The 14,020-nt window shown below is 56.2% G+C and carries 11 protein-coding genes; 8 read left to right on the top strand and 3 right to left on the bottom strand.

All coding sequences use genetic code 11. From position 1 onward, the window contains the following. Positions 1-66 precede the first annotated feature (66 nt). On the top strand, positions 67-1,401 hold the full coding sequence (locus KXG62_RS29045) for an ABC transporter substrate-binding protein (RefSeq protein ID WP_218095507.1): 1,335 nt from the start codon (positions 67-69) through the stop codon (positions 1,399-1,401). A gap of 71 nt (positions 1,402-1,472) precedes the next feature. Here the strand turns inward: KXG62_RS29045 and dnaN are convergent, their stop codons facing one another. From dnaN to KXG62_RS29030, 3 genes are all read right to left on the bottom strand, one after another. Next, positions 1,473-2,627, bottom strand: coding sequence for a DNA polymerase III subunit beta (gene dnaN / locus KXG62_RS29040; protein ID WP_218095506.1), 1,155 nt, complete (start codon positions 2,625-2,627; stop codon positions 1,473-1,475). A 1-nt stretch (position 2,628) separates the two neighbouring features. Further along, positions 2,629-2,898: a hypothetical protein gene (locus KXG62_RS29035; RefSeq protein WP_246627690.1), complete on the bottom strand. Its 270-nt coding sequence runs from the start codon at positions 2,896-2,898 to the stop codon at positions 2,629-2,631. A gap of 234 nt (positions 2,899-3,132) precedes the next feature. Then, positions 3,133-4,458 (bottom strand): hemolysin family protein, encoded by a 1,326-nt coding sequence (locus KXG62_RS29030; RefSeq protein ID WP_218095505.1) that lies wholly within the window; start codon positions 4,456-4,458, stop codon positions 3,133-3,135. A 224-nt stretch (positions 4,459-4,682) separates the two neighbouring features. Between KXG62_RS29030 and KXG62_RS29025 the strand changes: the two genes are divergently transcribed. From KXG62_RS29025 to KXG62_RS29000, 7 genes are all read left to right on the top strand, one after another. Next, positions 4,683-5,465, top strand: a complete 783-nt coding sequence (locus tag KXG62_RS29025; RefSeq protein ID WP_218095504.1) for a DUF1836 domain-containing protein — start codon at positions 4,683-4,685, stop codon at positions 5,463-5,465. Between the two features lie 13 nt (positions 5,466-5,478). Continuing rightward, positions 5,479-5,928, top strand: coding sequence for an NUDIX domain-containing protein (locus tag KXG62_RS29020; RefSeq protein WP_218095503.1), 450 nt, complete (start codon positions 5,479-5,481; stop codon positions 5,926-5,928). A gap of 132 nt (positions 5,929-6,060) precedes the next feature. Then, complete coding sequence (locus KXG62_RS34730) at positions 6,061-6,501, top strand: DUF6385 domain-containing protein (protein WP_425517388.1); 441 nt, start codon at positions 6,061-6,063, stop codon at positions 6,499-6,501. Positions 6,502-6,628: 127 nt separating this feature from the next. After that, positions 6,629-8,143: a DUF6385 domain-containing protein gene (locus KXG62_RS34245; RefSeq protein WP_246627689.1), complete on the top strand. Its 1,515-nt coding sequence runs from the start codon at positions 6,629-6,631 to the stop codon at positions 8,141-8,143. A 77-nt stretch (positions 8,144-8,220) separates the two neighbouring features. Next, positions 8,221-10,293, top strand: coding sequence for a TPR domain-containing glycosyltransferase (locus tag KXG62_RS29010; protein ID WP_218095502.1), 2,073 nt, complete (start codon positions 8,221-8,223; stop codon positions 10,291-10,293). Further along, a complete protein-coding gene (locus KXG62_RS29005; RefSeq protein ID WP_218095501.1) occupies positions 10,256-12,088 on the top strand; it encodes a glycosyltransferase in 1,833 nt (610 codons plus the stop codon). Before KXG62_RS29010 ends, KXG62_RS29005 begins: the two co-directional genes overlap by 38 nt. After that, entirely contained in the window at positions 12,076-14,004 is a 1,929-nt protein-coding gene (locus KXG62_RS29000) for a TPR domain-containing glycosyltransferase (protein ID WP_218095500.1), read from the top strand. Before KXG62_RS29005 ends, KXG62_RS29000 begins: the two co-directional genes overlap by 13 nt. The last annotated feature ends 16 nt before the right edge of the window (positions 14,005-14,020 follow it).

The raw sequence follows: 14,020 nt of genomic DNA, 5'->3' as shown, positions 1-14,020 counted from the left end.
CTGCTGCGGATTCATGGGAAGTACGATGTATCATTCATCATTAAACGTAAAGGGTGAGGAATGGATATGAAAAGCAAGAAACGTTTGAGCGCGATGTTAATCTCCTTGCTGGCCGCAGCGACAGCGGTATCCGGATGCGGGAAGACAGAGACGCCGAAGGCTGCCGATGCCGGAGCTAGCAAGCCGGAAGAGCTCGTCATTACCGAGCCGGTCACAGTCAAGCTGTATTCCCACTATGCGGCGATCAATACGCCGGCTGACGTCGAGGCGCTATTCGGCACCGTGAAGAAAAAGCATCCGAACATTACGATCGAGCTCATCAAGGGAACGACGCTCAACCAGATGATCGCCGCCGGCGAAGTGCCGGATTTGATCGCGACAACGCATTTTTATATGGGCGGCTTGCTTCCGCTGGAAGTCGGCAGCGACATGAATGATTTTGTCAAGAAATACGGGGTTGATCTGAACCGGTTCGAACCGCAGGCGATCAACGCCGTGAAGACGTACGGCAAGAAAGGTGAGCTGTACGGTATTCCGTATACGCTCAACTACGGCGTGCTGGTATACAACAGAGACATCTTTGACCGTTTTGGCGTTCCTTATCCGAAGGACGGCATGACGTGGGAGCAGACGATTGATCTTGCGCAAAAAGTAACGCGTCTGGATAACGGCAACCAATACATTGGGCTTGATCCGGGCTCGGAGCGTACGTTTGCCCGCGGATATTCGCTGGGTACGATCGACAAAAACGGAAAGCCGGCCTTCGATTCGGAAGGATACCGCAAAGTGTTCGGGCTGCTTCAGAAGATGTACGCCATCCCGGGATATATTAGCGCAGCCAACAAATGGCAGTATGGGATCGATTACTTCCTCAAGGATCAGAAGCTTGCGATGATGCAAACATGGCTCGCAGCGCTAACAAGCCGTCTGCCGCAGTTGAGCCAAGAAGGCAAGGGATTTAATTGGGATGTCGTCGGCCATCCGGTATTTGACGACAAACCGGGCCTCGGGCGGGAAATCGAGTTCCAGTCGTTCATGGTGCCGCCTACCGCCAAAAACAAAGAAGCCGCCTATCGCGTTATCTTGACGATGATCAGCGACGAATCGCAAGCCGAGATGAACAGAGGCAACAACTTGACCGTGTTGAATAACGAGGAAATGAAGAAGCAGTTTGCCTCCAAGACGGATATTTATAAAGGGAAAAACCTCGATGGCGTATTTAAAGTCAAACCGGCTCAGGCGCCGATTCCATCGCCGGAATACGATACCGAGAACTACAAATATTTGCGGGAATCGCTGCTTGACATGATACTGAATAAGAAAGACGTGAATACCGTTCTTCGCACGGGGCAGGAAAAGGCGGAGAAATATATTCAATCCGAGCAGGCGAGGAATAAATAAGCTGCTCGACCATCCCGAAGCACCCTTCCTTGAATGCAAGGCAGGGTGCTCTTTTTCGTGAAACCGCCGTTTCAAGCATGTGTGCGAATGGGCGTAAGCAAGTATTGCGAAGCGGAGCAATCGGCCGGCTGCAGCAAGAGCGGGCTCCATTTCCCTGCGAAACGGATAGCCACATGCTCGCTGCCGACGGTGCGCACGATGTCAGACATGTATTTCCCGTTAAAACATACCGCCACCGCCTCGCCGGACAAATGCTGCACGGGAAGCAGTTCGCAGACATCGCCGACGCCTGACGTCCGGGAGGCCAGCCGTACCGTCTTCGCATCGGCGCTGTCGATCCGGACTAGATGCCCCTCGCCGCTCATCAGCATCATCCGCTCGATCGCCGACTGCAGCCCTGCTGTGCTGACCACCATCTCCGTAACGAATGCGGACGGAATCAAACGATCGACGGCAGGATATGTACCGTGAAGCTGCGTCAGGCTTACTTCTAACGGTCCTGTTTGCACGGTGACATGCTCCGGAGCAACGAAGATGCGGGTCATTTCCGTTGTGCTTGGAATGAGCTTGGAGATGTCGTACAGCGCTTTACCGGAGACGAGAAATGGCTGCGGCAGGGCATTATCCGCCGATTCGTTCGATCGTTCCTTTCGAATTTCGGCTTGCCCGGTTGCAAGCCGGATGCTGTCCGACGCCGTAAGCCGCAGCATTGTGCCCGACGGCTTACAAAAAACGCCTGTCAACACAGGCCTTGTTTCCGAAGCCGATACGGCGAACGCCACCTGTTGAATGGCTCGCTTGAGCGCTTCATTCGAGATGAGGAATGATGCGGCTGCCGATGATGGCCTCGTAATCGGTGTGTACGGTGCACCGTTCATGCCGCTGATACGGCACACAGCCGCGTCCGAACGAATGGTCACGACGAGGTCTTGGTTCGTATCGACCGTTACGATCCCGGGGGGAAGCTTGCGGACCCATTCAAGCACATAGTTGGCGGGTATGATGACGTTTCCGGATCGAACGACCTCGCAACGGCAGCTCCCGGGTTCAATAGAAACCCGATATTGGATGGTCATGCGATCGCTGCCCGCTATGAACAAGAGCTGCCGTGAGTCGGCTTTAACGTAAATGCCGGAAAGGCTCGGAATCGGACTGTTTGCATCAGCCGCCCGGGACACATGCTGCAGCGCTCTCAACAGTTCGTCTTGGGCGATATGAAAGAGCATGCTACTCACCCGCTTTCCCGTTCGTATCCGCCAATAGCGCGGGCTCGAGCAGCGACCGGAGCAGCTCCGACCGGCTCGACCCGGCAGCGTCACAGCGTCTCTCCAACTCCTCCCACGCTTCCATGGACATTGTGAGCGATAGTTTACGCGTATCCCCGGTGCTTTTGCGGCCTGCGCCCCGGCGCGGACCGCCTCGGGCAAACATCAGCTCAAGCTGTCCTTCGTCTGCGGGAATGCCCAGCTTCATGTTGCTATGCTGCTCTTTTTTCACCGAAGAAATCACTCCGATCACTTTATTAATTGATTAAGGTAACTAAAATCAAAATAATTATTATCTTTACTATAGCATACCGCTCATATGTTCGGCAATAGTGGGCTTCCGGACAAATCCAAGGCCCAGCCGGTTCGAACCGCAAGTTCGAAGGAAACCGCTCTTAAGGCGTGTAATGGCAAACAAAAAGCGCCATACTGTTATCGACAGCAGGCGCCGGGATGAATATCATGTTTATGCGGATTGAATATCTTCTTCGGAGCGCGGTTCTTTTGGCTCGATAATAAGCTCTACTTTTTTAATCCGATGTTTGGCGGCTTCGCGGATAATGAACGTCACATGGTTGCGGATGAGCGATTTGCCCGCTTTCGCCTCGTCGATTTGGCTGTAGAGCCAGCCGCCGACCGTATCCGCTTCCTCCTCGGCCAGATCAAGACCGGTCAATGCGCTGACATCGTCAAGCGATACTTTTCCGTCCAGCAAATAGCAGTTGTCGTCCAGCTTTTCGACGTCTTTGCGCTCGTCGGCATCGAATTCGTCGCGGATTTCGCCGACAATTTCTTCGAGGATATCCTCGATCGTGATCAGACCCGTCGTACCGCCATATTCATCGACAAGGATGGCAATATGCACCCGCTGCTGCTGCATCCGCTTGAGAAGCGACTTTACCGGAAGCGCATCCGGCACCGTCAGAACCGGGTGGATCAGCTTGTTGAAATCCAGCTCGCTGTTGTCCTGGTATTCCAGAAACAGCTGCTTCGTATTGATCATGCCGACGACATGGTCTTTGTTATCGTTTACGACAGGGAAACGCGTATATTGTTCCTTGCGGATAATGTCCATATTTTCAGCCAGCGATTTGTTGGTGTACAAGCATACCATATCGGTACGCGGCACCATAATCTCTTTGGCTACCATTTCGTCAAAAGCGAAGATCCGGCTAACATATCCGTATTCGGTATTGTTAATTTTCCCGCTTTGCAGGCTTTCACTCAAAATAATTTGAATTTCTTCCTCGGAGTGGGCTTCTTCATGATCTTTGGCCGGCTTCAGGCCGAACAGGTTGACCAACTTGTTGGCGGAACCGTTCAATAACCAAATAAAAGGATACATTACTTTATAAAATATAATAATCGGTCTGGCGACGAGAAACGATATAAATTCGGCTTTTTGGATCGCCCATGTTTTCGGCGCAAGCTCACCGATGACGACGTGGATATACGTTACAGATAGAAAGGCAATGAAGAAAGACAGCACATGGCTCAGTTCGCCGTTAAAATGCCAGCGTTCGAACAGGGGGAGCAGCATTTTCTCGACCGTAGGCTCGCCCAACCAGCCGAGTCCAAGCGCCGTAATGGTGATACCAAGCTGACACGCCGACAAGTATCCATCCAAATTATTCGTAACTTTCCGTACCGAGAGCGCATTTTTTTTGCCTTCCAGTACGAGCTGATCGATGCGGCTGGAACGAATACGGATGATGGCAAACTCCGTTGCGACAAAGAATGCCGTTAATACGATAAGTACGACGATCAACAAAAGATTTAGGCCTATGCCCATGTTGGTTACCACAATCCTTTACATGAATTTAAGTTCTTATGAACTAATAATACGAACTCTACAGGAAAGGTGCAATGCCGCATTATGGCTCCGTTGGGCGTTCAGCGTTGATCTGAATGGAATATATGGGGCTCACCCCGCATTATTAGCCATTATTTCGTGTTTACAACGATTCTTATTAGTCGTATGATAAGTTCAATTGAACTTGAAAGAAGGGGAAGACGATGGAAGCTTTTACGCTGACCCGAAAAGAAATGGCCTCGCTGCTGCTCGCGCTCGACGGACGTCACAGCCTGACTCCGCTGCAGGTGCTTCAGGAAGCGTGGAAAAAGGCGCATCGCGACGCCCTGGAGGCGGGCAGATCGCTGCCGGCGTTTTTAACGACGGAGCTGCCTCCGATTATTGAACGGATGATTAAGGGCGGGGGCGTCAAAGGGTTTTCGCTGCAGGAAATCGCTACGCTTGGCAAGCTGATCGAATATTCCCATCTCTCCATCACCTCGATGCAAAATTGGGTGAAGCGGGATTTCAAGCCGTACTTCGAATGTCCCAAGATGGGGAGAAAATATTCATTGAATCAGGCGGCGCTGCTGTTCATTATAGATGATCTGAAATCGAATCTGGATTTCGCTTCGATTCTCCAACTATTTGAGTTGATCTTCAATAAGCCGCAAACCGACGAAGATGACCTCATCGGTCCTCTCGATCTATATGCATCGTATTCCGGCATGTTCGAGGAGCTGGACGCCAATAACGACCAGCTGATGGATACCGACGGGCATGTCAAAGAGAGCCGCAACCAGGATACCTTGACGGAGATCGCGGTTCGTACAGCCGCGGACCGCTATGCGAAACGGCTTCCGCACTTGAGCAAGCAGCAGTCGGAAGCGCTGCGGAACGTATTGTTTATCGCGGCGATTTCGATTCAGACGTCGTACTTTCACTCGCTTGCCCGGCGATATTTGAACGCGACGCTGTTCCTAACGGACAGCATGACCGATCGATAGGAGGGACGCCTAGATGCTATCGTACATTACGGAAGTGCCGAGCGATCGTCCGGTCAGCGGCGTTCACTGCATCCCGATGCTGGATAACGGCAATATCGTGATGGTCTGGGACCGGAATGAACAGGTGCTGACCACCATCGGCGGACGGGTAGAGCAGGGCGAATCGCTTGCTTCGGCATTGCAGCGCGAGGCGCTGGAGGAGGCGGGCATTGTTTTGGAAGAGAAGCTCGTTCCTTTTGCCTGCTGGTACTGGGAAGAGTACGGTTCGTACCGGGTTTATTATTTGGCCAAGGTGCAGCGGTTTGTCGAATGGCCGCCGCATTTCGAGACGACCGGGTACGTGATAACCAATGTGGAGACGGCACTGGCGATGATACGGAAGCTCGAAGGAAGAGAGGAGCGTATCGCTGTCGTTCGAAGAGCCGGTCTCTTGTCTGGAGCGCTCAAGGAAGACGCGCGCTAGCCATACCGATGCAGCAGAGCAGGAACCACGGCCGCGATCGCGTCATATCCTGATCATAGCAACCGGGAAACACCTTCAACCAATAAGCATCTGCGATGGTCCGGGATTCGCGGCTGGAAGGGATAGATAGGGATGCGTTCCAACAAGAGCAAATCGCGATGTCGCCATCAACGTCGCAAACGGCACGGGCATAAAAAAAAATGCCGCACTTGCAAGATCCGGTGCAAGATCAAGGTACGTACCCGTTCGGGCATCCGGTTTAAAAGCAAGCATTATAAAAAAATTGTTCTATCCGGCTCGGACACCGTACTGCCTTCGCAGGATACATCAAGGCTTACGGTGTACAGCTATGCCGTTGTCAACCATGGCGACTCCCCGGTACGCGCTCGAGTGGAAATCGGCCCGACGCCTAACAACTTCGCGCAAGATCAAGAAATCATCATCCCTCCGCATACAACAAAAGCCATTGTACCCATCCGATTTCTCCGCCTTACTCGTCTCGTCCTGAACAGCGAGGATCCCGAACAACCGACCGCCGTAGACGTTTATTTCCAATCGCAAACGAACAGATAGATTCAATCGATGCGGCAGTCTCGTGCCTGTCTTTTCGTACAATTATGGAACATTAGGTCATCATCCAATCCTATGAATTGCTTGCACATAGTATAAAGCATTAAGGAGATTAGAGGATGGTGATATCATGCCTAACTTTCATACATTTAGTGTGAATCCCGACGATTTGCGCACGCTTATATTCGGTAAAGACAGCACCGGAACAAGTTTGCCGATTGCTACGGATTCCAGCGGCAACGTGATGACCGTGAATACGGGTGGAACGATTGACGCCGTACTTGGCGCGACGATCACAGGAGGCACGATCGACGCCGTGAACGGAGCGACGATTACGGGCGGAACGATTGACGCCGTGAACGGTGCAACGATCACCGGAGGCACGCTGAGCGCCGTGCTGGGCACGACGATCACGGCCGGTACCGTGAGCGCGACGGTCACGGGTGGAACGATCGACGCGGTGAGCGGAGCGACGATTACCGGCGGAACGATCGACGCCGTGAACGGAGCGACAATTACCGGAGGTACGCTGAGCGCCGTGCTGGGCACGACGATCACGGCCGGTACCGTGAGCGCGACGGTCACGGGTGGAACGATCGACGCGGTGAGCGGAGCGACGATTACCGGCGGAACGATTGACGCCGTGAATGGAGCGACAATTACCGGAGGTACGCTGAGCGCCGTGCTGGGCACGACGATCACGGCCGGTACAGTGAGCGCGACGGTCACGGGAGGCACGATCGACGCGGTGAGTGGAGCGACGATCACCGGCGGAACGATTGACGCGGTGAATGGAGCGACAATAACTGGCGGGACACTGAGCGCCGTGCTGGGCACGACGATCACGGCCGGTACCGTGAGCGCGACGGTCACGGGAGGCACGATCGACGCGGTGAGTGGAGCGACGATTACGGGCGGAACGATTGACGCCGTGAACGGAGCGACAATCACGGGTGGCACGCTGAGCGCCGTGCTGGGCACGACGATCACGGCCGGTACAGTGAGCGCGACGGTCACGGGTGGCACGATCGACGCGGTGAGCGGAGCGACGATTACGGGCGGAACGATAGACGCGGTGAACGGAGCGACAATCACGGGAGGTACGATCGATGCCGTGCTGGGCACGACGATCACGGCCGGTACCGTGAGCGCGACGGTCACGGGAGGCACGATCGACGCGGTGAGTGGAGCGACGATTACGGGTGGAACGATTGACGCCGTGAATGGAGCGACAATTACCGGCGGTACGATCGATGCCGTGCTTGGCGTCACGATCACAGCCGGTACGGTAAGCGTCAGCACCATTACGCAAATTTCGCAAGCGAACTTCATCGAAGCGTCTACGCTTGACGTTGGCGTCACTTCGGCGGCGACCGCTTCACTGGCAGCCGTCACGACGGGGATCATGGGCGGACCTTATTCGTTCTTCATTGTGAACACCGGGGCAGGTGAGGCCAGTTTAAGCGCGGAAGTGAGCGCAGACAGCACGAACTGGGTGACCGATGTGTCGATCGCAACGCTGACGGCCGGAGCCGCGACGGTGATCGTTCCGAAGCTGTTTTTGAAATACACGCGGTTGTCCTATGCACGGCAGGGAGCAACGAACACGACAATCGACACGTATTTTAACGCTCAAGGCACATAACGGAGTATACTCCGATTTTAAATATACACTGATAGAGACATGGGAATCCCATGTATCTTTTTTTTGGAGGCATGAGGATGCATCAATCTCCTTTGTTGGGCGTTCACCTCATCGTGCGCGACGAAGAAGAACGGCTGCCGCGCTGTCTGGACAGCGTGCGGACGCTTGCCGACGAACTGATCGTCGTCGATACCGGATCTGCCGACCAGACGATCGAAATTGCCCGTTCCTACGGCGCGAAAATCATTACCGTACCTTGGGAGGATGATTTTGCACGTGCACGGAATGTCGCCTTAGCTTATGGCGAAGCGGAATGGGTATTGTATCTTGACGCAGACGAAGTGCTGGAGAACGCGGGTTCAATCAAGGAAATGCTGCGTCAGACCGAGGCGGAAGCGTTCTGGGTGCAGATTGACAACATGACCGGAGAGCAGATGGAGCACCGGCTTGTACACCGCAGCGCAAGGCTGTTCCGGAACCGGAGTCACGTCCGGTTTGACGGACGCATCCATGAGCAGGCGATTCCTTCGATCTTGAGCGGCAAGCCCGGCGCCATCATCGAAACGTCCGGCCTTCGGATCGTGCATGACGGGTATTTGCCCGCGCGCATGGAACAAAAACAAAAGCTGCAGCGGAACATGAAAATATTGCGGCGCGTCGTGGAAGAACATCCGGACGATCCGTTTCATTTGTATAACATCGGTGTCGCCTATTACCAGCTTGGCGAGCTCGAACAAGCTGCCGATGCGCTCGAACGGTCCCGCCGCCTCGTCCATGCGCAAGCTTCGTTCAGGCCGACCCTGATTCGGGTCAGCGCGCAAGTGGATCTTGATTTGAATCGTTGCGATGACGCCAGGAAGCTGCTTATGACGGAAACGGTTCTCCGCTACGGAGATTACCCCGATTTGCATCATCTGCTCGGAGCGGCTTGCGAGCGGATGGGCTTGCTGCAGGAAGCGTTCCATTCCTATCATAAGGCGCTGACATGCGGTACGGCGCAGAGCGGCTACGTAACCGCCGCCGGCATGGGGACGTATGTCACGCTGCACGCTCTGGCGCGACTGGCCGGCGAAATGAAGCTGGCGGAGGAAGCCGCGCAAATCATGGCGTCGCTGCTGGCGGACTATCCCCGCTATGCGCCGGCACTTGGCGACTGGGCGGCTGATTTGCGGCAGTCGGGCCATTCCGACGACGCGATTACCGAACGGCTGCAGCAGACGGTAGAACCGGAGCAGCCCGGCGACAAGCTTTTACTGGCTCAAGTGTTGGCGGGGATCGGCGCTTATACGGAAACGATCCATATGCTGCAACGTGCGGAAGAGGACGAGTGGGCGATAGGGGAACGACGGCTGCTAGCCGAATGCCTGATGCGAACCGGTCAACTGCAGGAGGCGTACGACTTGCTGGAATCCATGGTGCCGTACTTCATGGAGCGCTCCCTCGCAGAAGGCGCTGACGCCGAAGCGTTCCGGCTCATGCTTCAGGACATGATGCTGTGCTGCTGGGGGATGCCCCGGCAGGCGCCGGCAAGCTTGCTGGATCGGCTGCCGCCGCAGACGGCTGCGGTTTGCCGGTGGCTGGAAACGATACTGTTGGACAACGGCCCACGGTCGGAGCCTCCCGCTGATCTGCGGCCGGAGGAGGCTGTCGCCGGATGGCTGCAGCGTATGGTTGACGTCGGTATGCTGCTTACGGCCGAGCGTCTCTCCCGGACGACGGACGGTTCTGCGCCAACGTTCGCGAAGGCGCTGTACCGGGAAGGGTATGTGCTGATTGCGGCCGACCGACTGCTGGGCCTGATGGCGGAACAGCAAATGGATACGGAAAGCTTCTCTATGTTGGCCGAGATTGTATATGATAAAGGGCATTTTACGCGCGCGGCGCACATGTTCGAGCAGACACTGACGCATGACCCGCAGCATCATCAGGCAAGAATCGGCGCGGCGCTCTGCTACTTGCAGCTGGCGCGTGAAACGCTGACGGACAGCCTGCGCCGATTGCCGGGTCATGCGGCATGGGCAGGCGATTTGCAGAGGATCGAGAGCAGCATTGCGCTTCTGAACCGTGCGGGCTGGAGAACTGTATGGACGGCGGCGCAAAGGAGGCATGCCGATGAAACATCCATCGATCTCGCTCTGTATGATCGTTAAGGATGAGGAACGGCATTTGGCGCGCTGTCTGCAGAGCGTCAAAGGCATTGTTGACGAGATGGTTGTCGTCGATACGGGCTCCGTCGATGCAACGCCGCAGATCGCCGAGCAATTCGGGGCCAAGGTGATCCGCGTTCCTTGGAAGGGGGACTTCGCGTATGCCCGCAATGCGGGAATCGATGCGGCGCAGGGCGAGTGGATTCTCATTCTCGACGCGGATGAAGAGGTTGACCTGGCCGACGGGCCAAAGTTGAAGGCGTGCGCCGAACATATGGACATCGACGGCTTTTTATTTCAGATCCACAACCATGTCGGGGACAAAGCGCAGCAAGGGATCACGATCAATACGGTAATCCGGATGTTTCGCAACCTGCCGCCGTACCGGTACGAGGGCAGAATTCATGAACAAATCGCGACAAGCATGTATCGGCACAAGCCGAATTGCCGGCTGCACATTATGGATGTCGCCATTCATCACTACGGCTATCAGCCGAGTATCGTGACGGAGAAGAACAAAATCCGCCGTAATGTCGAGCTGCTGCTGGAAACGCTTGCCGAGCATCCGAATAATCCGTTTCATCTCTATAATCTGGGCGTCGAATATTTGCGCATGGGCCAGCAGCCGAAGGCGCTGGATGCGTTTCGCAAGGCGCGTTCGTTTGTCGTCTCGCCGCAAGAAGGCTACGTGCATCTGTTGTATAAATATGAAGTGTCGGCTTTGCGTTCGCTCGGCCAGCTGCAGGAAGCGCTCCGGTTGTGCGAGCAAGCTATTCGAACGTTTCCGGACTATACAGATTTGCACCATTTGAAGGGCGTATGCCATCTGGCTGCGGGAGAGAGGACGGAGGCCAAGGCAGCCTTTGCCATGGCGATGCAGCTTGGAAAGCCTCCCGCAAGCTACCATACGGAAGATGGAATGGGCACGTACCAAACGAGCTTTATGCTTGGAACGGTGCATGAGGCGACCGGCGATTATGACGAAGCGATTCACTGTTATGTGCGAACGCTTCAACATGGTTCCGGCCTGAACCCTCCGTTATACCGGCTGTTCCGTCTGTTTCGGGTGATCGGCACGCCGGAGCGGACGATCGAGCTGCTGCGGGAACGAATTCACATGAATTCGCCGGAGGCCGAGATCAAGGTAGCCCGTATGTTGCTGGAGCTTGGTTGCGTTCGGGCAGCCGAAGCGGTCATTGGCGGCATGGATCGTTCGTCTTATGAATCCGTAATCATGCTGATGGAAGCAGAAAGCCGTTTAATGGGCGGGGATCCGATCGCCGCACGCGAGCTGCTGACTCGGCTTGGTTCCGAAAGCGAGCTTGCACCGGAAGCTTCGTTCCATCGGGAGGACCTGTGCTTCTATGCGGGCTTGCTGGCAGGAGAAGCTTCTTCGGGCGAGGACGGACGGAGCCGAAGCGGGAACGACGGGAGGGTGACGGCACATAGGCTCGTGCGCAGATGGGATCGGTTCAAGGAAGAGGGGCATAACAGCGGGACTATCCATCGCATCGTGAAGAAGGATATGTACTATGTATTATCCGGCCTTGTTTCGTGCGATAAAACGGAGGATGCATCCCAGTTCGTTGATGCGTGCCTGCAAGTGACCGGTCCCAGTCCCGAGCGCGCGAACGGGCTTATGCTGGGGGACGGATTGGCGTATGCGCTGGTCGCCTGGGCTGACAGCCATCTGGAGAAGGTGGATCTCAAGTCCGGAACCAAGGAGCTTGTCTCCACAAGCAGATTAGCCCTGCCAAGCCTTGAGGGATTCCCGGGAGAGCGCGGATGGGGCCGTTAAATGTAAGCCTGTGCATGATCGTTCGGGACGAAGAAGCGTTTTTAGAGAGATGTCTCGCTTCTGCGGCGGGCATCGTCTCCGAGATCATCATCGTTGACACCGGATCCGTCGACGGCAGCCGGGAGATTGCGAAGCGATTCGGCGCCGAGGTATTGGAGTTTCCGTGGAGCGGCGACTTTGCCGCGGCACGCAACGCCGGACTGCAGCGAGCGTCAGGGCAATGGATTCTTGTCATGGATGCGGACGAACGGCTGCTCGCAGTGAATGAGGCGGCGTGGGCGTCGCTGCTGCGGCAGGATACTGCAGGCTATTACGTGAAGCTGATCAGCTACGTAGGCGACCGGACCGGCGGCGATTACGTAACCGACTATGCTTGCCGGCTGTTTCGCAACGATGCCCGGATTCGCTTTGAAGGGATGATCCACGAGGAGGTCGTTACCTCCATAAGGCGGCTGCCGGAGCCCGAAGGAATCATACGGCCCAGCCCGATAACGATCGCGCATGACGGATACTTGGAGCCGGTATTGGCGAGGAAAAATAAAAAGCGGCGGAACATGGACATTATCCGCGAGGCGCTGCGGCGGACTCCGGACGATCCGGTGCTGCACTATGCGCTGGGATCGGAGTTTTTTCAGAACGGGCACTATGCGGCGGCCGCCGCAGCGTTCCAAGCCACTCTGCCGCATATCTCGCCGCGGGAAGGTTATGCTTCCGATCTGATGTTAAAAACCGCGTACGCGCTGCGCGAAACCGGGGAGCGGGCACAGGCGCGCCGGTTGGTGGAAAAGGCGGTCGCCCATTACCCCGACTTTACGGACTTGCTCGAGCTGCAAGCCATACTGCTTATGGATGACGAACAATATGCGTCTTCGCTGCTTCCGCTTGCGTCTGCACTGCGCATCGGCGCGGACGTGCAGAGGCAATACCTGTATAACTCGGCTTCCGGATCAGGGACGTACCAAACCCGTTATTTGACGGGTCTCGCTTATGAACGGATGTATCGCTGGGAGGACGCTCACGAGCAGTATGAGGCGGCCATCGCAGATCGTGCGGACTATATGCCGGTATGGCACCGGTGGCCGGTCATTGCGCTGCTGCTCGGAAGAACGGCCGACATGCAGCGCTTGATGTATGCGCAAGCTGCCCGCCTGCCGCGTTCTGCATGGAGCTTGACGGCAAACGTATGGATGAACGGTCAGCAAACGGACGCCCTGCGTGAGATGGCCGAGCGCTGCGAGGCGCTGCGTGCTGAAGCCACTGTGCTGCGCGCCGTGGCGCTGGCGCAGGACGGCGCGGACGGTCAGGCGATCGACTTGCTTCTGCCCGCTGCATCGCGCGGGAACAGCGGGGATGCTTTGCTGTATGTATGGGCGCTTTACATGAAGACGGGAGCGTCCCGTGAAGCGGCGGCTTGCCTGAAGCGGGAGGCTGGCGGGAACCCGGCGCTCCGCGCAATGGCCGGTCTGATATCCGGGGAGGGCGCGGAAGTTCGGGAAGAGGCCTATCGGCTGTGCCAGCAGACGCTGATGCAACTCGCGGCATGGGACTGCCTCGACGCACTGCATGCGCAGCTGCCGGCACAGCTGCCGTATCCATGGCTTCCGCTGCATGCCATGTACGGTTACTTGCACGCCCCTTTTGCGAGCAAACGGGAACTGCTTGCGCAGTGCACGCGGCGATTCGCCGCTCTCGGCTATGCCGAGCAGCTGGCCGCAGGGCTGCTGGCACTTGAATGCGGCGGCTTTGCCGAAGCGGCCGCATGGTTTGCCGCAGCCGGCCGACAGGCGCCGGATCGGACCGCGCCGCGCATAGGAACAGTGCACGCGCATGCGGCCATGGCACAGGAAGCTGCGAGGGGGTACGGGCTTCCTGCACTGTCAAGCGATTACCGGTTTCTGTCGATTTGCGACCGCTAGCTGGATCGGGCCGGCT

Origin of the sequence: Paenibacillus solanacearum (genome assembly GCF_910593845.1) — a bacterium.
Taxonomy (GTDB): Bacteria; Bacillota; Bacilli; order Paenibacillales; family NBRC-103111; genus Paenibacillus_G; species Paenibacillus_G solanacearum.
The sequence above is the reverse complement of the archived record's forward strand: the minus strand, read 5'-3'. Positions and strand labels throughout refer to the sequence as shown.